Below are 20,477 nucleotides of genomic sequence, written 5' to 3' on the forward strand. Positions count from 1 at the left end.
CACGACAGCGAACACCCGGACCACGTCACCCTGGCCAAGCGCGACTACACCCGCAACGTGCTGCGCACCCCGGCCAACAACAAACTGCGCATGGAAGATTGGCGCGGGCAGGAGCACGTCAAGCTCAGCACCGAATATGGCGGCAAGAGCCAGCTGAATCTGGGGCATCTGGTGGATGCGCAGAAGCAGAAGCGCGGGGAAGGCTTTGAGCTGAGGACGGATGCTTGGGGGGCCATTCGCGGCGGCAAAGGCGTGTTCATCAGCGCCGACGGCCAGGCCAAGGCCCAAGGTCAAGTGCTGGACATGAACGCCGCCGTTGGCCGCCTGCAGCAAGCCGGCGAACAGCTGCAAAAGCTTTCGGTCGACGCGCAAACTGCCAACGCCGACCCGGCGGACGTGCCCGCGCAACTGCGACTGCTGCGCCAGGAGCTGGAACAGCTCAAGGCCTCGGTGTTGCTGCTCAGCGCACCGCAGGGCATCGCCCTCACCAGCGGCAATCACCTGCAACTGGCGGCGCAGAACAACCTGATGCTCAACGCCGGTGGTCAGGCCGATATCAGCGTGGTCAAGCGCCTGTTCATCGGCGTGGGGCAAGGCCTGAGCCTGTTCGTGCGCAAGCTGGGAATCAAGCTGATCGCCAATCAGGGGCCGGTGCGGATTCAGGCGCAGAACGACAAGCTGGAACTGTTTGCGCGCCATGGTCTGGACATCACCAGCACCGAGGACGAAATCCGCATCACCGCCAAGAAGAAAATCACCCTCAATGGTGGCGGCAGCTACTTCAGCCTGGAACAGTGCGGTGTCGAGGCGGGCACGGCGGGGGGTTACGAGGTCAAGGCGGTGGACTACGCGTACAGCGGCCCGGCCAGCATGACCGCCACACACCCGGATTATCCGCAGAGTCTATCCAAACAGGTGCTGCGATTCAGTGTTGCGCAAGCCCCCAATACCAATCGCCAAGTCTGGGCAGGTATGCCCTACACGCTCTATGCCGACGGTGGCGAGCTCAAGCGAGGTGTGCTGGACGCTTGCGGACAGCTGCTGATCGATCACCAAGTCGTCACGCGGGGCTACCGATTATTGATGGCCAACGGTGTGAGCTATCAGATTCCGGTGCCCACCGAATATCGCAATGCCGAACAGGCCTACTTGGCCAATCGTGGCTTTCATAACCACCGCTCAAAAACCAAAGCAGAAGTGAATCAACCCAATTCGCACACGGATCACCGAGCACTGTACGCGGCGGTGATGGAAGGAATCATTGATCTGGAAGGGAAAATTCCATGAGCCAATACGAAATAGTGGTGCCAGTCGCACTGCAGCATACTCAAGAGGTGACTTGTACCCCGCCCTGGTACGTGCAGGACACCGAGTATCCGCCCGCCATGGCGACCTATGAACCGTTGATCAACGGCGAAGAAGCATTCCGTTCGGTACATGAGGCCATTGCGAATGCCAAAACCTCCGTCGACATCATTTGCTGGGGATTCCAGCCGTCGATGTACTTCATCCGCGACGGCATATCGCCGTGCATCGGTGAACTGCTGTTGGCCAAGGCTCGCGAAGGCGTCAAGGTTCGGATACTGGGGTGGGAGATGCCATACAACACCGCAGGCAAGGCCGGAGAAGCCAACCTGCCCGGCAAAGGCCCGTTCCGATACTACGATCGGAAGTTGCAACCCTCCACGGACGACCAATACGCCTATGACCGCTATTGGTTTGCCAACTGTGCGACGGCTGACAACATGGCCGCCGCGCTTCAGGCCGCTCGCGATACGCCAGTGTTCGTCAGTCGCGGTTTCAGTTTGTTTGAAAGGGCCGAAGTCGCCTATCAGGCAATGTACAAAAGCCATGACCCGCAGATCAGCACCAGTACGCAGTTCATCCTCACGGCGGCAGCGACTCATCATCAAAAAACAGTGCTCGTCGACTATGAGTTGGCGGACCGTGCCGTCGGTTTCGTCATGGGCCACAACATGCTTGACGAATACTGGGACACCAACGCGCACTCGGCCCTCAAACGCGGCAAAGACACCAAGCCCGCACCCAATAGAGGTCCACGTGGCGACACCCCGCGCCAGGACATTTCCAGCCGCGTCAGTGGGCCGATCCTGGAACACCTGCACCACAACTTCGCCAGTGCCTGGCGCAAGGAAACCGGCGAGGATCTGCTCGCCCCGCGCCACGCCATGCAGGTGGGACCGCAACTTCAATGTGTCCCGCAGGCCACCCGACAAATCGCGCAAATCCTGCGCACCCAGGCCCAGGAAGGCAGGCGCGACATCGAGCGGCTCTACCTGCAAGCCGCCAACAACGCGACCCAGTTCATCTACATCGAGAACCAGTACTTTCGCTGGCCACCGTTGGCGGAGCTGATCAAGGCCGCTGCCGCCGGCCAGACCAAGGCCGGTCGTGACCCCGCCGTCCATGGCAACTTGCATCTGTTCGTCGTCACCAATGCCAGTGACGGTGGCATTGGCGCTGGCACCGTGAACACCCAACGCATGCTCGAAAGCCTCGGGCGCGGTGAAACCATGCCGAAAATCACCAAGTTACGGCGTATCGAACAGGCAAAAACCGAGGCAGCCGTACAGGAACTCAGCCTTAGCGAACGCCTGGAGGCGCACGCCCTGGTCATGCTGACCAACCTCACCGACGCATTGGGCGCAACCGATCTCAGCGACAGGGCCAGGGAAGATCAGCGGCGCAAAGCCTGGGCCAACGATTGGCGGCAACGCAGTCTGAACAACCAAATCGCAGAAATTGAAAAAGAAGTTTTGGCTACCAGGGAGTTCCCCGGGCTCAAGGTCCATGTGTGCTCGCTGGTCGCTCCCGACTCGCCTGCCGGCAAGAAATGGATGGACGTGTACATCCACTCAAAGTTGATGATCGTCGACGATGTGTTCACCACCCACGGCTCGGCCAACATCAACACCCGCAGCATGCAGGTGGATAGCGAACTGAATATCGCCCACGAGTGGGCGAGTGTGACGCAAGCTTTGCGGCGGCGGTTGTGGGGGCTGCATACGAATGGGTTGGGGGCGCAGGATGAGCCTGCCGTGGCATTCGAAGAGTGGCAGCGAATAATAAATACAAACAAAGGCCTTCAATTAAAGCAGATGACTCCCTACGCCCCCCTCGTGGAGTTCTATTACGGCGAATCCAAGCTGTCGGACCTCGACTGATGCGTTGGGTCTTGCTGCTGTCCTGCCTGGTGCTGGTCGCTTGCGATACCAGTAATCCTTCTTCCAATATGACCAAGGAAACGCTCTTGAACCCATTAAATGAAGTCAAGGCCAAGATGGCCTTCAACTGTGCGCACGAGAAGATCCCCCCGGCCCCCGCCGAAGCTGATTTGTTGTTTCATTACGCGCGCTGGTTGCAAAAAAATAACCAACTCAAACAGGACAAGACTGTCGATGCAGAGATTGAACGTCTGTACCGCATCGCCAGTGAGAATGGTCACTACAAGGCCAATATCAATCTACAGAACGGTGCCATGCGCGGGTATTTCAGAGTCCGTGGTGAGGAGCAATTGCGCATGAGTGAGCAACTGATCAACGCGGGCGTGGCGACGGGGTATTACTTTGTCGGCATTTTCCTGGAGCACGGCGCGGCTGGGTTGCAGCAGGATCGACTAATGGCCCTGCGTTATTATCGAAAAGCCGCTGATGAAGGTAGTGCCCTCGCTCAAGCCTATGTCGCCGACAAGTTGGCGCCGATCAACATTGCCCCGGATATTGCCCGGCAAATGCGCCGTTGCGCTGCTGAACAAGGAAATGGTGACGCTGCCGGAGCACTAGGTATAGATCATTCGACAGATGGGCAGTACCAGGAAGCCGTTGAAGCCTTCCAGCTTGGAGTAGCGGCCGGCGACAGCACCTCGGCTTCTTTTTTGAGCCATGGCTTCCGTGGACCGGAGCCTAATGATCGACTGAACTATTTAGGGCAAAAGGAAGACCTCGAACGCGCTGATCGCTACGAAAAAATCTGGAAAAAGCTCTCAGGCTACTCCTACGCCAATCCCAAAGTCCCCGAAATCAACAAGATCGTCCCGCTGCCACCCGCCAAACTGCCCGCCTGGGACGGCAAGCTCCAATGGCTCGAAGAACGCCAGGCCAACGTGCCACCCGAAAAACCCGGCGAAGCGCTGATCCGTCAACTGGCCAAGGCCAAACTCCTCGAACCCGCCACCGGACGGCCCATGCCGGGTTCCTCGGCATTTATAGAGATCGACCACCTCAAAAGACCGATCTGCTTCAGCGGCCAAGCCTGTACGCATACCGGCTACTGGCAGGCGAACTGTATCGCTGGCCAACCCTTTTCGAGCTTGCGAAATCTCGAGTCCCGGCGTTTTGAAAAGGGCGAAATCATGCCCACCCTCAACGTTCAGCACCGTCACAGCCGATTCCTGCTCGCCGACCGGGTGACCATCGAAGAAGAAAACATTGAATGGAGGCTCCTCGGTGAAGCCTGAACCCACCCTGTCGGACCTCGACTGATGCGCCGGATCTTGATGCTGTCCTGCCTGCTGCTGGTCGCCTGCGATGGCGGCAGCCTTTCTTCTAATTCGACCAAGGAAACGCCCTTGAATCCTTTAGCTGACATCAAGGCCAAGATGGCCTTTACCTGTGCGCACGAGCAGATTCCCGCTCCATCCACCGAGACCGATGTGTTGTTCCAGTACGCACGCTGGCTACAAAAGAACAACCAACTCAAGCAAGACGAAGCCGTTGATGGGCAAATTGAGCGCCTGTATCGCATCGCCAGTGAGAACGGCCACTACAAGGCCAATATCAACCTGCAGAACGGAGCGATGCGCGGTACGTTCAAAGTCCGTGGTGAGGAACAATTGCGCATGAGTGAGCAACTGATCAACGCGGGCGTGGCGACGGGATATTACTTTGTCGGCATCTTCCTGCAACACGGCGCGGCCGGGTTACAGCAGGATCATGAAATGGCATTGCGTTACTACCGCAAAGCCGCTGATGAAGGTAATCCACTAGCTCAGGCCGTCATAGCCGACAAGTTGGCGCCGATTGATATTGCCCCGGACGTTGCCCGGCAAATGCGCCGTTGCGCTGGGGAGCAAGGAAACGGCAAGGCTGCTAGAGCACTTGGCGTTAATTTATCGACAAAAAGGCGGTATCAAGAAGCGCTAGAAGCATTCCAACTCGGAGCCGCAGCCGGTGACAGCAGTTCGGCTTCTTTTTTGAGCGAGGGCTTCCGCGGTCCGAAGCCGGATGATCGGCTGTACTACCTGGGTCAGCAGGAAGACCTCGAACGAGCCGATCGCTACGAAAAAATCTGGAAATACCTTTCGGGCTACTCCTACGCCAACCCCAAAGTCCCCGAAATCAACGAAATCGTCCCGCTGCCACCCGCCAAACTGCCCGCCTGGGACGGCAAGCTGCAATGGCTCGAAGATCGCCAGGCCAACGTGCCACCCGAAAAACCCGGCGAAGCGCTGATCCGTCAACTGGCCAAGGCCAAACTCCTCGAACCCGACACCGGCCGGCCCATGCCGGGCTCCTCGGCATTTATAGAGATCGACCACCTCAAAAGACCGATCTGCTTCAGCGGCCAAGCCTGTACGCATACCGGCTACTGGCAGGCGAACTGTATCGCTGGCCAACCCTTTTCGAGCTTGCGAAATCTCGAGTCCCGGCGTTTTGAAAAGGGCGAAATCATGCCCACCCTCAACGTTCAGCACCGTCACAGCCGATTCCTGCTCGCCGACCGGGTGACCATCGAAGAAGAAAACATTGAATGGAGGCTGCTGGGTGAAGCCTGAATATTGTTTGATCGTCGGATTGAGCACATTGCTGATCGGGTGTGATGCATCTTCGCTCACCCGGCCAAAGCCGAAACAGGAAACCGCGGATATGAAAATCTGCCGCGAAATAACCGATGGAAAGCCGGGAAAATGCACTCGCAATCTACTGTCTGTTTCCAGCAACTACGTTGTTAAGAGAGGGCAAGTCTATTGGATGACAACACGTGATTATGAGGAGCGACCCTGCCTTTCTGGTATGGGGGCATTCTTTCACAACCTCACTTCGTGGAAGTGCATTAGAACATGCCCCAAGTAACGTACGCCAACGCCTGCTTCAACATCGACCAGATCCGCGCCGCCGTGGGCGCGAAAATCGAAGAGAAGAAAGGCGCAGGCCAAACCGTGACAGCAGGCCGCCACCCGTTTTGCAATGGGCGGCGGCCGTCGTTTCCGGCGATCCGGGCGATGCCCTTACTCAGTCACACCCACGATGTGCTCAGGCGCAGGCTCGGCACTGCCGATCGGCGCGTTGAGCAGCAGGAAGTACGCCAGGGCCGAACACAGCGCCACCACCGCACTGATCATGAACGCGGTGTTGAACGAACCCGAGTACTGGATGCTGAAGCCGGTGACGATCGGTGCGACGGAGCCGGCGATGTAGCCGCCGAAGTTCTGGATCGAGCCGAACGAGGCCACCCGGCGGCTGTCGACGATGGTGTTGACGATCATCCAGGCCGTGGCACTGGCCATGTTGATGCTGAACAGCGCCAGGCACAGCAGGATGATGCAACCGGTAAGACCCGTGACATACGACAACGGCAAGGTGAACAGCGCCGCCAGCACCAGGCCGGTGATCACGCCGAACTTGCGGCTGGCCAGGATGCTCATGCCACGGCGTACCAGCATGTCGCAGAAACGACCGGCGACGATGGTGCCCACCGCGCCGAAGCCATAGGCCAGCGACACCAGCCATGCGGTCTTGTACAGGTTCATGCCGTGCTCGCGCTCGAAGTAACCGGGCAGCCAGGTCAGGTGCAGCCACAACATGTAGATCACACCCATGAAGCCCAGGACCGCGCCCCAGGTGCTGCGGTGCTTGAACAGGTCGAGCCAGCCGGCAAAGTAAGAAACTTTCGGCGCCTGTGGGGTGGCCACTTGCGGTTTGTTCTCGGTCGGCAAGGGTTTGCCTTCAGCCGCGAGTTCGGCCAGGTACTGCGCCTTGCTCTTGTAGAAGGTCAACCAGCACAGGGCCAGGACGATACCGATCACGCCGGTGATGATGAACATGCCGCGCCAGCCGAAGTTGACCATGAACAGGGTCAGCAAGGGCGGCGCCAGGCATGGGCCCAGACAGGTCGACGACCAGACGATCCCGGTCGGCGTACCGCGCTCGTTGGCATCGAACCATTCGGACAGGGCCTTGGCCGCCGAGGGGAACATCGGCGCCTCGCCAATCCCCAGCAGCACGCGCAGGCCCATGAAGCCGGCAAAACTGTTGACCATGCCGAACGCCGACTGCGCCACCGACCAGGCCAGCAACGAAGCGCCCAGGGCGATCTTGCTGCCCAGGCGGTCGATGATCAGGCCCATCGGCAATTGCGCAAAGGCGTAGGCAATGGAGAACGCCGACAACAGAATGCCCATCTGCGAAGGGCTGATCATCATGTCCTTCTGAATCGAAGTATTGGCGATCGACAGCGCACTACGGTCCAGGTAGTTGACGATGCCGATCAATAGCAGGAAGACAACGGTGATGCTTTGATACTTCTTCAATTTGTTCATCTGGTGGCCTTTATTATTGTTATTGCAGCGGTTTCAATGCCTGGGGAAACAAAAATCAGGGCTGGCGCGCCGTCACTGCCGCTTCGAGCAGACCGCGCCGGCTCAGGCTGTCGATCAGCGAGCGCAGGCCGAAGTCCCATTGCGGCGCCTGGTCGCTGGTGGTCACACGGTTGCACAAGGTACCCAACTGCGGGTTGCTGATCGCCACCACATCGCCCAACTTGTGGGTGAAACCGCTGCCTGGCTGGTCGCGATCCTGCTTGGGGGCGAACAGGGTACCGAGAAACAGCACCAGGCCGTCGGGATATTGGTGGTTTTCATTGAGCGTCTGCTGGACCAGGTCAACCGGGTCGCGGCTGATCTGGCTCATCGAACTGCGGCCTTCGAGGATGAAACCGTCCTGGCCTTCGACACGCAGATCCACTTGCGCGTTACGCACGTCATCCAGGCTGAAGGTTTCGTCGAACAAGCGCAGCAAGGGTCCGAGCGAAGTGGAGGCGTTGTTGTCCTTGGCCTTGGACAGCAGCAAGGCACTGCGCCCTTCGAAGTCGCGCAGGTTGACGTCGTTGCCGAGCATGGCGCCTTGAATAGTGCCGTTGCTCGACACCGCCAGCACCACTTCCGGCTCCGGGTTGTTCCAGCTCGACTTGGGATGAATGCCGATGTCGGCACCGTGACCGACCGCCGACAGCGGCTGGGCCTTGGTGAAGATTTCAGCGTCCGGGCCGATGCCCACTTCCAGATACTGCGACCACAGGCCCTGCTCCACCAGAACCTTGCGCAAGGCTTCGGCTTGGGCCGAGCCCGGGACGATTTGCGACAAGTCGGCGCCAATGCGGCTGGCCAGGGTGTCGCGGATCGCGTCGGCCTTGGCCGGATCACCCTTGGCCTGCTCTTCCACCACACGCTCCAGCAGGCTGGCGGCGAAGGTCACGCCAGCAGCCTTGACCGCCTGCAGGTCGATCGGCGCCAACAGCCATGGCAGGTTCTCGTCGCGCCGAATCGGGTCGCTGTTGTCCAGCAGCGCGGGCAATTCGATCAAGGCGTCGGCCAAAGGTAATGCACGCAGATACGCCACCGGGTCAGCCACTTCAAGCAAGGCCGAAACGGTTGCCACATGGGGGCTGATATCGTGCACGGCACCCTTTTTGACCAGCACCACGGCAGGTCCCTGGCCGGGCAGCCAGACGCGTCCGACCCAACTGCCTGTGTTGAAAACGGCGGCATTTTTGCTCAGTTGTAGAGGTGCTTGGGTTTTCGATTCGTTGGTCATGTCTGCACTCTTGTTGTCGTTATCGGTCATTGCGAAAGGGCTGGCAATTGCAACTGCCCGGCAGTTTTGTTGAGCTCATCGACCACCTTCTGCGCCAGGCTCACGCCTTCGCGCAGGGCCTGCTCACGCAGCTTCAGACCGGCCTGGCCAGGCAAGCGCACCGGGCGCTCGGGATCGACCGGTCGACTCGCCAGGATCAGTTTGCTCAGGAACGAGCTTTCGTCGGTGAAGGCCTCCAGCCCACCGAAGAAACGCGGATCGATCACCACCGCCGTGGCCGAGGCGCCCCATTGGTCCGGGGCGTCCTTGCGTCCGTGACCGGCCAGGCCCGAGGTCAGCGCCTCGACCAGAATCGCCAGGGCAAAGCCCTTGTGGCCGAAGGCCTGGCCGCCCAAGGGCAGAATGCTGCCCGGCGGTGTGGTGAAGAAGTCGGCCGGGTCGTTGCTCAACCGGCCCTCATTGCTCATCAGCACCGGGTGCGGCAGCGTACTGCCGGCATCGCGGCACTGGCCGACCAGGCCCAGGGTCACGGTGGACATGCTGACATCCAGCAGGATCGGCTCGCCCTGGGTCGGGATGCCGGCGGCAATCGGGTTGGGCGTGTAGATCGGATCGATTCCGCCGTGGGCGCACACCAGCCCCGCCGATGGGTCCGAGGAATACACCATGGCCACCAGGCCACGATCCGTGAAAGGCTTCAGATAAGCGGCCAGACAACCGATGTGCGAGGCTCGCCGCACCACGGCGATACCGATGCCCTGCTGCGTGGCACCCTGCGCCGCGCTATCCAGCGCACGGCTGACACAATAAGGGCCGAGCACATAGTGTCCATCGAACAGCGATGAAATGCCGCTATCGGACACCTGTTCGAGCATCCCGGCACTGGCCTTGACCTGTCCTGTGAGCATGCCGCCGATATAGCGGCTCACCAGATTGAGGCCGTGGGTACGATGCCCCAGCAGTTCACCTTCGAGCAGTACCCGGGTCACCGCCTGGGCGACCTCGGTGTCGGCGCCGGCTTTTTCGAACAGTTGCTCGACGAACGTGGTGAGCGTTTGTGCATCGTAGCGTTTGGCTTCAGTCATGCTTGTTGCTCCGTGATCAATTCAACGCGGCTGTGCTGTGCTTGCCATCGACCAGGCGCTGTATGCCCAGTGGATTGGCGTTCTTCAAGGCGTCGGGCAACAACGCATCGGGCACGTTCTGGTAGCACACAGGACGCAGGAAGCGATCGATCGCCAGGGTGCCGACCGACGTGCCGCGGGCATCCGAAGTGGCCGGGTACGGGCCGCCGTGGACCATCGCATCGCACACCTCGACACCGGTCGGGTAGCCATTGAGCAGCACTCGACCGACCTTCACCTCCAGCGCCCCGAACAGTTGACTGAAGGCGACGAGGTCATCGTTGTCGGCCAGCAACGTGGCCGTAAGTTGACCGCGCAAGGCGCCGACAGCGCGCAACAACTCAGCCTCGTCCGCCGCCTGGACCACCACCGTGCAAGGGCCGAAAACCTCTTCCTGCAGCAGTTCATCCTGGTCCAGCAACAGGCCGATATCGGCCTCGAACAGCTGCGGCTGCGCCTGGTTCCCCTTCTGCGCCAGACCGCTCAAGTGTTTGATGCGCGGGTGAGCCAGCAAGGCCTGCAAGCCTTTGCCATAGCTGTTCAAGGTGCCGGCATTGAGCATGGTCTGCGGCGCCTGCTCGGCCATGTGCCCGGTCAGGCGCTCGATGAAGCTGCTGAACGCTGGCGAGCGAATACCCAATACAAGACCCGGGTTGGTGCAGAACTGGCCACAGCCCTGCACCACCGAGGCGGTCAGTTCCTTGGCCAGCTGCGCGCCACGATTGGCCAGGGCCTGTGGCAAGACCAGCACCGGGTTGATGCTCGACATCTCGGCGAACACCGGGATCGGTTGCGGTCTGGCCGCTGCCATGTCGCACAGGGCTCGGCCGCCCTTGAGCGAGCCGGTAAAGCCCACGGCCTGGATGCCCGGATGCTTGACCAATGCCTCGCCGACGCCGGCACCGAAAATCATGTTGAACACACCGGCTGGCATGCCGGTGCGTTCGGCGGCGCGGATCAGCGCTTCGGCCACCCGCTCCGCCGTGGCCATGTGGCCGCTGTGCGCCTTGAACACCACCGGGCAACCGGCGGCCAGGGCGGCAGCGGTATCACCGCCGGCGGTGGAGAATGCCAGGGGAAAGTTACTGGCACCGAACACCGCCACCGGACCGACACCGATACGGTATTGGCGCAAGTCCAGGCGCGGTAATGGCGAGCGATCCGGCAGGGCCTGATCAATGCGCGCACCATAGAAATCACCACGGCGCAGCACTCGGGCAAACAAACGCATCTGGCCACTGGTACGCCCGCGCTCTCCCTGGATGCGAGCGCTCGGCAATGCCGTTTCCCGGCAGGTCAAGGCGATGAAATCCTCGTCCAAGCCATCGAGTTCGTCGGCGATGGCTTCCAGGAATTCCGCCCGGCGTATCGCCGGCAGGTTGCGAAACAGCGGGAACGCCGCACTCGCCGCCGCTACCGCATGATCAACTTCGACCAGAGTGGCCTGATGAAAAGCGCCCGGCAGGCGTTCGCCGGTATGGGCGTCGACGCTGTAGACCAGGGTGTCGCCCAGCGCACTGCGCTGGCCCGCGACAAAGTTGTGTCCGGAAACTTGCATGTCATTTTCGCCTTGTGAAGGTTGCAGGGCTGTCAATCAGGTCACGGCACCGATCTGCCAGGGCACGAACTCGTTCTGCCCGTACCCGTGTTGTTCGCTCTTGCTGAGCTCGCCTGAAGCGATGCGCAGCATCTGCTCGAAGATGTAGGCGCCGCGTTCTTCAATGCTGGTGGAACCGTCGGCGATGCCGCCGCAGTTCACGTCCATGTCCTCTTCCTGGTGTTCGAACACCCGGTTATTGGTCGCCAGCTTGATCGAAGGTGCCGGCGCGCAGCCGTAGGCCGAACCCCGGCCCGTGGTGAAGGCGATCAGGTTGGCACCGCCGGCGACTTGCCCGGTGGCCGAGACGGGGTCGTACCCCGGGGTGTCCATGAACACCAGGCCCTTGGCTCGAACCGCTTCGGCGTACTGGTACACATCCACCAGGTTGCTGGAGCCGGCCTTGGCCACCGCGCCCAGGGATTTTTCGAGGATGGTGGTCAGGCCACCGGCCTTGTTGCCGGCCGAGGGGTTGTTGTTCAGTTCGGCGTTCATGCGCTGGCAGTAGTCTTCCCACCAGTGGATGCGCGCGATGAGTTTTTCCCCCACCTCGCGGCTCACCGCGCGGCGCGTCAGCAAATGCTCGGCGCCATAGATCTCCGGGGTTTCCGAGAGAATCGCGGTGCCCCCGGCCGCCACCAAGCGGTCAACGGCATTGCCCAGCGCCGGGTTGGCGGTAATGCCTGAGTAACCATCCGAGCCACCGCATTGCAGACCGACGATCAAGTGGCGGGCGCTGACCGGCTCGCGCTGCACCTGGTTGGCCTGGGGCAACAATGCCTTGACCTGCTCGATACCGCTGGCGATGGTTTTCGAGGTGCCGCCCACGCCCTGGATGGTGAAGGCACGCAGCTGATCGCTGGCCTGCAGACCCTGGGTCTCGAGCAGGCTCTCGATCTGGTTGGTTTCACAGCCCAGGCCGATGATCAGCACCGCAGCGAAATTAGGGTGTACGGCGTAGCCGCCGAGGGTGCGACGCAACAGGCCCAAGGCCTCGCCGCTGGGGTCCACTGCGCAGCCGGCGCCGTGGGTCAGCGCCACCACGCCATCGATATTCGGGAATGCCGCCAGCGCCTCGGGGTGGATATCCCGGCGGAAGTGATCGGCCACGGCCCGGGCCACGGTCGCCGAGCAGTTCACCGAGGTGAGAATGCCGACATAGTTGCGGGTCGCGACGCGGCCATCGGCACGCACGATGCCCTGGAACACGGCTTCGGTACTCGGCGTGGCGTGGGCATCGACGCCGAAGGCGTAGTCACGGGCAAAGTCGCCCATCTGCACATTGTGCACATGCACGTGATCGCCGGCTTCGATGGCTTGCGAGGCAAAACCGATGATTTGTCCATAACGGCGCAGGGGCTGGCCCTGCTCGACGCGTTGGGTCGCGACTTTGTGCCCGGAAGGAATCGGCTGGCGCACAGTGATCGCCTCGGCTTCCAGGCCAAGCCCCTCAGGCAGGGCCTGCCGTGCAATCACTACGTTGTCCAGGGGATTGAGGCGGATCACGGCGGGGTCGCCGGTCCGGGTTCTGGCAATCAGTTGCATGGGACCTCACAGGGCAGTACGGCTGACTTCTTGTTATGGCGTCGCCCGTTGCGTGACGGGCGAATCTGCGACAACTGTAGGGAGCCAGCGTCAACATTCCCAATGAGATGATCCGATCAATCGATAACCTGAAGTTATCGAATTGGCTTATCGAGTGGTTTTAGTCAATCGCTCGCCACACCCTCCTCCCGGCGCTGCCGCGCGAAATCGAGCAGGATCCCGGCGAACTCCAGGGCCGAACCGGCCAGGGGCTCGTCCTTGCGGGTGATGATGCCGTACTCCAGCGCCGCCAGGCGCAGCGGGGTCTGCAGCTCCCTGAGCTGGCCACTGTCCAGCTGCGCTGCGACCATGGACCTGGGCAGCATCGCGATCATCGGCCCTGATTGCAGCAGTTGCAGGAACATCTGCATCGAGATGGTATCGACGCTGTCTGCCGGTGATGCGATGCCGGCGGCCTTGAACGCCAGCTCCAGGCGATCGCGTATCGGCGTACCCACCGGGTACAGCACCCACGGCCACTGGCCCAGCGCCTCAAGCGGCGTACTGTCCAGCTCGTTCAGCGGGTGGCGGCTGTTGACCACCAGGCTGAAGGGCTCAGGCTCCAGCGGCTGGAAGTCGAAGACCTGGCGGTAACGCTCTTCGGTAAAACGGCCGATCATCAGGTCGAGCTTTTTTTGTTCAAGCATGTCCAGCAGGTGATCGCTGGACTGCTCCACCACTTCAATCGACAACAACGGACTGCGCGCCTTGATCGCGGCAATAGCCTGGGGCAGTACCACCGAGGTTGCCGCAAAAATCCCGCCCACCTTGAGAAAGCCATGGCCGCCCTTGCGCAGCCGGTTGACCTGATCGACGAACGTGTGTGAATCGGCCAGCGCCCCCTGGGCATAACGCACCACGTACTCGCCAAGCTCCGTAGGCGGCATGCTGCGTGGCAGACGCTGGAACAGGGCAAAGCCGAACTGCTCCTCCAGGTCACGCAGCATCTTGCTCAAGGCGGGCTGGCTGAGGTTCATCTGCAGAGCGGTGGCGTGCATGTTTCGCGTGCGTGCCAGGGTGTCGATCAGCACCAGGTGCTTGAAGCGCACCCAGTTGCAGAAGCTGGAATGGGTAATGTCCGACGGCATCGGGGGGTAGTGCCTCTTATCAAGGTGCTGTGCATGAGCAATTGGAGATGGCTTCATTACAAACTTGTCATTGAGTTGTCAGTGTACACAGCACCCTCGCTCCCTACAGTGAAGTCGTCAGTCACCCACCCCGGATGACACGCCTCCTACTGATGATGACAAGGGTCCACACCATGAAACCATTGAGTAAACTCTGCCTGATCGCCGCCAGCCTGTTCATGCTCGGCACCGGTTCCGCCATGGCCGCTACCACCACGACCGCACCGGTCAAGGCCAACAACGTTGTGCTGGTGCACGGTTCCTGGGCCGATGGCTCCAGTTGGGCGGACGTGATCGCCCGCTTGCAAGCCGTCGGCCTGCACGTCACCGCTGTGCAGAATCCGCTGACTTCGGTGGCCGATGACGTGGCGGCCACCAAACGGGTTCTTGATCAGCAGGACGGCCCGACCGTGCTGGTCGGTCACTCCTACGCCGGCACGGTGGTCAGTGAAGCCGGGGTCGATCCGAAGGTCAGTTCGCTGGTTTACGTCGCCGCGCGCGCACCGGATGCCGGGGAAGACTTCGTCGCCCTTTCGGCCAAATACCCGACCATGCCCGTGCGCGCCGGCACCGAAGAACACGACGGTTTTGTCAGCCTCAAGCAAGACGCCTTCCTCAACTACTTCGCTAGCGACGTGCCCCACGACAAAGCAATGCAACTGTTCGCCGTGCAACAACCGATCGCCAAGACCCTGTTCACCGACCGCACCACGGTCGCCGCCTGGCACACCAAGCCGTCGTGGTATGCGGTCTCAAGCCTCGACCAGACCATCAACCCGGACCTGGAACGCTTCCTCGCCAAGCGCATGGGCGCGACCACCATCGAGTTGCCGTCGAGTCACTTGTCGCTGGTGTCCCACTCCAAGGAAATCGCCGACCTGATCCTCGCTGCCGCCGGTCGCCAGCCGTAACCCTCCCCCTTTCATTACAACTTTGTAATCGAGCTGTTGGTCGGCTGTCCGGATCGCCTGGTTAACCTGAATTCACTGTCAGGCACCGCCGACAGCCCCCAAACACTGAAGAGAGAACGCCATCATGAAACTATTCATCCTCGGATTCGCCGCCCTCCTCGCTACCGGCTCGGCCTTTGCCGACACCCAGAGCAGCGCCCCCATCATCCATGACAAGGACGCGGCTTTCGTCCACCTCGACGTGGCCAAGGTCGTGGGCCAAACCGATATTTCGCAACAATGCGGCATCGTTCCCGCCCAATTGAACTACCTCGATCACCAGGGTCGTCAGCATGAACTGGACTACCTGGTCCAGGGCAGCGGTTGCACCAATGATCATTGATCGTCATCCCGGCGTACCGGCGGATGATCGGGCTACACTGGCGGCACTGGCATGCCGCTGTAGCCCGCCCGCGCGGACCTGAATATTGCTGACCCCGAACCAGGCAGATCCCCATGAACATTCTCGTCGTCGAAGATGAACCCAAGGCCGGTAATTACCTGCTCAACGGCCTGCAGGAACTCGGCTATACCGTGAGCCTGGCGCGTGACGGTGTCGACGGTTTGCACCTGGCCCTGGAACACGATTTCGATGTGATCGTGTTGGACGTGATGATGCCGAAAATGGATGGCTGGGAAGTGGTGCGCCGCCTGCGCAAGGAAGCCGACACCCCGGTACTGTTCCTCACTGCCCGCGACGACATCGCCGATCGCATCAAGGGTCTGGAGCTGGGCGCCGACGACTACCTGATCAAGCCGTTTTCCTTCGCCGAACTGGTTGCTCGTCTGCGTACATTGACCCGCCGTGGCCCGACCCGGGAAGAAGAACAGTTGCAGATCGAAGACTTGCAGATCGATGTACTCAAGCGCCGTGTCACCCGTGCCGGGACGCGCATCACCCTGACCAACAAGGAGTTCGCGCTGCTGCACCTGTTCGCCAGCCATCAGGGTGAAGTCTTGTCGCGCTCGATGATCGCATCACGGGTCTGGGACATGAATTTCGACAGCGACACCAACGTGGTGGATGTCGCGGTACGCCGCCTGCGGCTGAAGATCGACGACCCGTTCCAGCTCAAGCTGATCCATAGCGTGCGCGGTATCGGCTACCGTTTCGATACCCAGCCATGAAAGGCTTGTCTGCTTTTCGCTACTCCCTGACGTTACGCCTGGCGCTGGTGTTTGCGTTCCTGGCATTTGTCTCGCTGACGGCGCTCGGCGTGGCGCTGTACCACGATCTGGAGCGCGAGCTGATCCGCCGTGACGACGCGGCCCTGGTGACGCGCATCGATCAACTGCGCACCTTCCTCAACGACAGCAACACCCTGGAGTTGATCCGCACCAAACCGGCGCTGTTCCAGAACATGCTCGGCAACCGCGAAGCGCTGCTGACCATCGGCGCCCCCGGGCAACCGCCGTTGCTGGTGGTCAATCCGGGCAACCTGAGCATGCCCACGTTGTCACCGATGCCCCTGAACCACCCTCTGACCCTCGGCGACGTGCATCATTTGCCCGCCGTAAACGGTGTACCGTTTTCGGCCTTGGCGGCGACCATTGATTCGGGCGATCAGGGCAGCTTGCAAGTGGTCACCGGGCGCCTGATGACCGAGCGCACGGCCGTACTCGCCAGCTACCGGTTCAACGTCTACCTGTTCGCCAGTGTGGCGGCGACTCTGCTGGCGTTGTCCGGCTATGTGCTGGTCGATCGCGGCCTGCTGCCCGTGCGGCATCTGGCCCGGCATGCCCAGGGCATCGGTGTCGGCAACCTCAACGAGCGTCTCGACAGCCAGGATGCACCCCGGGAGTTGTTGCCGATGATCGAGGCGTTCAACGCCATGCTCGACCGCCTGGGCAAGGGCTTCGTGCAACTGGGCCAGGTGTCGACCGACATGGCCCATGAACTGCGCACGCCGATCAACAACCTGCTCGGCGAAACCCAGGTCGCCTTGCAGCAGAACCGTAGTATCGAGGCCTATCAACAGCTGCTCGCCTCCAATGTCGAGGAGCTGGAACGCCTGGCGCGGATGCTCGACAACATGCTGTTTCTGGCCCGTACAGACCCGGCCAGCGCCCTGCGCCAACGCCAGGAACTGGACGCCGCCGAGGAAATGGAGCGTATGGCCGACTATTTCGAAGGGCTCGCGGCGGACGTCGGCATCCGCATCAATGCCCGGGGCAGCGGGCGGATCTGGGCCGAACCGATGCTGCTGCGCCGCGCCATGGCCAACCTGTGTGCCAACGCGATCAAGTACGGTGCGCCGGATTCCGAACTGCAAATCCTCGCCACGCCGGCCGCCGACGGCATCCGTCTGCAGGTCCGCAACCACGGCCAGACCATCCCCGCAGAACACCTGCCCAGGCTGTTCGAACGCTTCTACCGCGTCGACCAATCCCGCGAACGCTCGGCGCAATCCAATGGCCTGGGGCTGTCGATCGTGGCGACGATCATGCAGTTGCATAACGGCGCGTGCAGCGTCAGCAGTGCCGATGGCGTGACCTGCTTCGAGCTGTTCTTCCCGGCACGACGACAGGGTGAATGATCAACGCAAGTCTTACTCCTACAGGTCCGCGTCGCAGGGATTTTTTTGGGTCTTGATCCAGCACATCCGACCAATAATCCCTCACAGACGCGAGTCATGACCTAACCTCATAGGCTGGGTGACTAACAACCTGTCGGGCATGCCTATGCGCAATGCATTGAAGTGGATGATTGTTCTGGCTCTCTCGCTGTTCGGGCCGAGCGGCGTAATGCTGTCGGCGGCGCCGGTGCCAGATACCCCTGCCGCCAGCGCAACGACCGCCTCGGTCAGCGTTTCCGACAGCGATCTGCAGGAACTGCAACTCCGGCTCAATAGCCTCAAACAGCAGGTTTCACAGGCCAGTAATTACAGCCAGCTGGAAGCCCCGCAGGATCTGGTCCAGGCCCTGATCCAGGAAATCACCCGACTGTCGGCACTGCTGCTGCCCGTGCAGGCTCAACTGCAATCGCAGCTGGGGGTACTGGGACCGGCACCGCTTGGCGACGCCGAACTCGAGAAGTCCGACATCACCCGCCAAAGAGCCGCCCTCACCGAACAAAAGGGTCAGGTCGATAACAAGCTCAGAGCCCTGGAAACGCTCAAAACCAGTGCCACCGAGCTGCTGGCCCAAATCGCTGTCATCCGCCGCAGCCTGTTGGAAACCGAAGTGACCCAGCAGACCCACAGCATCCTCAATCCCTGGTTCTGGGCTCCGCTGCTCAACCCACCCACGGAGGACCGTCAACGCCTGAGTGCCTTCCTGCAACAGATTGGCGCGACCCTCAACGCCGCCTGGCAACCGGGCCAGCGCTTCTACACCAGTGTATTGCTCGCGTTGGCGCTTGCCCTGTGGTTTGTCGGTCACAGGCTCACCGACCGCGCGCTGACGTGGCTGTGCATTCATCGCATGCCTGAAGGCCGACTGCGGCGCAGCGCCCTCGCCTTGTCTTCGGTCATCGCCACGGTGCTGGCGGCATGGCTTGCCTTGCAACTGCTGTTTTATGCCCTGACCCGTGAACTGCCGTTGACGCCACAACTGGCCGGGTTTTCCCAGGACTTCGAAAAGATCGTTTATACCTGCGTGCTGATCACCGGCCTGAGCCGCGCCTTGCTCTCCACAAAGCATCCGTCGTGGAGACTGCCGGCCATTGCCGATCCGGTGGCCCTGGCGATCAAACCCTTCCCCATTCGCCTGGCCTGGGTCCTGCTGGTGCTGGTAGCGGTGGCGCAAATGACCAATGTCACCGGCATGAGCACGCCGGTCGTGATTTCGGTCAGAGGGTTCGTCGCATTGATCATTTCAGGGATGATCGCTTCGCTGCTGTTGCGCGTCAGCAAGACTCGCCGGGCCCTGGTCGCGACGGGTGAGGCCCCCGAAGCGGGCACGACACTGGCCGGGGTCATTTACGCCTTCGCCAGCATTGCGGTGGTGGTTTCCCTGCTGGCCTTGCTGGTCGGCTACATCTCTCTGTCGCGCTTCATCACTTACGAACTGGTCTGGCTGTTCATCATCTTTTCCGGTTTCTATTTGCTGATCCAGTTGCTGAAGGACGGCTGCGAATACCTGTTTTCGCCCCGGCATTCCAGCGGCAAAGCCCTTAAACAGTTGCTGGGCATTGGCGATCCACGCCTGGAGCAGATTTCCATCGTCCTGTCCGGTGTCGGCCGGGCCGCGCTGGTGCTGATCGCGTTCATCTCACTGGTGGTGGGTGGGGTGGGATCGACGCTCGGGCAGCTGGCCACCAACACATTGGCCATTCTCGGCGGCGACGGCCTGCGAAAACTCAACATTGTCCCTGCCAACTTATTGCACGGCGTACTCGCCCTGTTTATCGGTATCTACCTGATCCGCACCTTACGCCGCTGGCTGGACAACGAGTTCCTGCCCAAAACGGAAATGGACCCCGGCATGTGTGCCTCCCTCAGCACACTGTTCTCCAACATCGGCTATGCGCTAGTCATCCTGTTCGCCCTGTCATCGCTGGGTGTGCAGTGGACCAACCTGGCGTGGATCGTCAGTGCCCTGTCGGTGGGCATCGGCTTCGGCCTGCAGGAGATCGTCAAGAACTTCGTCTCCGGCCTGATCCTGCTGACCGAACGCCCGGTGAAAGTCGGCGACCTGATCAGCATCAGTGGCGTCGAAGGCGACATCCGCCGGATCAACGTGCGAGCCACGGAAATACAACTGGCCGACCGTTCGATCGTCATCGTGCCTAACTCACAGCTGATTTCGCAGAACCTGCGCAACGTCACCCTCGGCGGCAACGCCCAGGGGGTGGCGATACTGGAACTGATGTTCCCGCTGGACATTGACCCGGAGCAAGTGCGCAACCTGCTGTACGACACCTACACCGAGCACGAATCCATCCTCGACAAACCGGCGCCGTTCGTGCGTTTCAGCCAGCTGAAGCCCGAAGGCATCACCCTCACCATCACCGGTTACGTCAGCAGCCCGCGCAATGTCGGGGCGATCAAGAGCGAGTTGCTGTTTGAGATACTCAAGCGGTTGGGGGCGGCCGGGATTGAACTGGCGAAACCGCCGCCTGTGGCGTGATTTGGCAGATTTGGTTTGGTTTGGTTTGGTTTGGTTTGGTTTGGTTTGGTTTGGTTTGGTTTGGTTTGGTTTGGTTTGGTTTGGTGTGAATATCCGTTTCTTCGGTCATGGCGACTATTGGTTCCGCCCTTACGGCGAGTCACTTGGAAAAGCGTCAAGTAACCAAGCGCTCTTGCCCCACCACTCGGTGCCTC

15 protein-coding genes and 1 pseudogene are annotated in these 20,477 nt (G+C 61.0%); 10 read left to right on the top strand and 6 right to left on the bottom strand.

The window, feature by feature from the left end:
• The 4 genes from FFS64_RS29865 to FFS64_RS29880 form a co-directional block, all read left to right on the top strand.
• The coding region (locus tag FFS64_RS29865) for a type VI secretion system Vgr family protein (protein ID WP_137808296.1) at positions 1-1,287 on the top strand (1,287 nt) is incomplete at its 5' end.
• Positions 1,284-3,185 (top strand): phosphatidylserine/phosphatidylglycerophosphate/cardiolipin synthase family protein, encoded by a 1,902-nt coding sequence (locus tag FFS64_RS29870; RefSeq protein WP_137808297.1) that lies wholly within the window; start codon positions 1,284-1,286, stop codon positions 3,183-3,185. The genes FFS64_RS29865 and FFS64_RS29870, both read left to right, overlap by 4 nt.
• Positions 3,185-4,477, top strand: a complete 1,293-nt coding sequence (locus FFS64_RS29875; protein WP_137808298.1) for a sel1 repeat family protein — start codon at positions 3,185-3,187, stop codon at positions 4,475-4,477. The genes FFS64_RS29870 and FFS64_RS29875 overlap by 1 nt, the downstream gene beginning before the upstream one ends.
• Before the next feature lie 24 nt (positions 4,478-4,501).
• Positions 4,502-5,794 carry a sel1 repeat family protein gene (locus tag FFS64_RS29880; protein WP_137808299.1) on the top strand — a complete coding sequence of 431 codons (1,293 nt, stop codon included), beginning with the start codon at positions 4,502-4,504 and terminating at the stop codon, positions 5,792-5,794.
• A 453-nt stretch (positions 5,795-6,247) separates the two neighbouring features.
• Here the strand turns inward: FFS64_RS29880 and FFS64_RS29885 are convergent, their stop codons facing one another.
• The 6 genes from FFS64_RS29885 to FFS64_RS29910 all read right to left on the bottom strand — a co-directional run bounded on the left by FFS64_RS29885 (position 6,248) and on the right by FFS64_RS29910 (position 14,224).
• On the bottom strand, positions 6,248-7,558 hold the full coding sequence (locus FFS64_RS29885; RefSeq protein ID WP_137808300.1) for an MFS transporter: 1,311 nt from the start codon (positions 7,556-7,558) through the stop codon (positions 6,248-6,250).
• Positions 7,559-7,613: 55 nt separating this feature from the next.
• Positions 7,614-8,831: a fumarylacetoacetate hydrolase family protein gene (locus FFS64_RS29890; RefSeq protein ID WP_137808301.1), complete on the bottom strand. Its 1,218-nt coding sequence runs from the start codon at positions 8,829-8,831 to the stop codon at positions 7,614-7,616.
• A 26-nt stretch (positions 8,832-8,857) separates the two neighbouring features.
• A complete protein-coding gene (locus tag FFS64_RS29895) occupies positions 8,858-9,916 on the bottom strand; it encodes an Ldh family oxidoreductase (RefSeq protein WP_137808302.1) in 1,059 nt (352 codons plus the stop codon).
• A 16-nt stretch (positions 9,917-9,932) separates the two neighbouring features.
• Positions 9,933-11,513, bottom strand: coding sequence for an aldehyde dehydrogenase (NADP(+)) (locus FFS64_RS29900; RefSeq protein ID WP_137808303.1), 1,581 nt, complete (start codon positions 11,511-11,513; stop codon positions 9,933-9,935).
• Between the two features lie 36 nt (positions 11,514-11,549).
• The gene (locus tag FFS64_RS29905; protein WP_137808304.1) at positions 11,550-13,097 is read right to left on the bottom strand and encodes a UxaA family hydrolase; all 1,548 of its coding nucleotides are present in this window, start codon (positions 13,095-13,097) and stop codon (positions 11,550-11,552) included.
• A 164-nt stretch (positions 13,098-13,261) separates the two neighbouring features.
• A complete protein-coding gene (locus tag FFS64_RS29910) occupies positions 13,262-14,224 on the bottom strand; it encodes a LysR family transcriptional regulator (RefSeq protein WP_137808305.1) in 963 nt (320 codons plus the stop codon).
• A gap of 173 nt (positions 14,225-14,397) precedes the next feature.
• Here FFS64_RS29910 and FFS64_RS29915 point away from each other — a divergent pair, with 173 nt between their 5' ends.
• The 6 genes and pseudogenes from FFS64_RS29915 to FFS64_RS31495 form a co-directional block, all read left to right on the top strand.
• Complete coding sequence (locus FFS64_RS29915) at positions 14,398-15,174, top strand: alpha/beta hydrolase (protein WP_137808306.1); 777 nt, start codon at positions 14,398-14,400, stop codon at positions 15,172-15,174.
• Positions 15,175-15,298: 124 nt separating this feature from the next.
• Positions 15,299-15,556: a DUF2790 domain-containing protein gene (locus FFS64_RS29920; RefSeq protein ID WP_137808307.1), complete on the top strand. Its 258-nt coding sequence runs from the start codon at positions 15,299-15,301 to the stop codon at positions 15,554-15,556.
• Positions 15,557-15,669: 113 nt separating this feature from the next.
• Entirely contained in the window at positions 15,670-16,341 is a 672-nt protein-coding gene (locus FFS64_RS29925) for a heavy metal response regulator transcription factor (RefSeq protein WP_095193583.1), read from the top strand.
• On the top strand, positions 16,338-17,750 hold the full coding sequence (locus FFS64_RS29930) for a heavy metal sensor histidine kinase (protein ID WP_137808308.1): 1,413 nt from the start codon (positions 16,338-16,340) through the stop codon (positions 17,748-17,750). Before FFS64_RS29925 ends, FFS64_RS29930 begins: the two co-directional genes overlap by 4 nt.
• A 145-nt stretch (positions 17,751-17,895) precedes the next feature.
• Positions 17,896-20,283, top strand: coding sequence for a DUF3772 domain-containing protein (locus FFS64_RS29935; RefSeq protein WP_137808309.1), 2,388 nt, complete (start codon positions 17,896-17,898; stop codon positions 20,281-20,283).
• Positions 20,252-20,477: pseudogene (locus FFS64_RS31495) on the top strand (hypothetical protein); the annotation flags it as partial. The gene FFS64_RS29935 and the pseudogene FFS64_RS31495, both read left to right, overlap by 32 nt.

The organism is Pseudomonas sp. G(2018) (genome assembly GCF_005502415.1).
Classification (GTDB): Bacteria; Pseudomonadota; Gammaproteobacteria; order Pseudomonadales; family Pseudomonadaceae; genus Aquipseudomonas.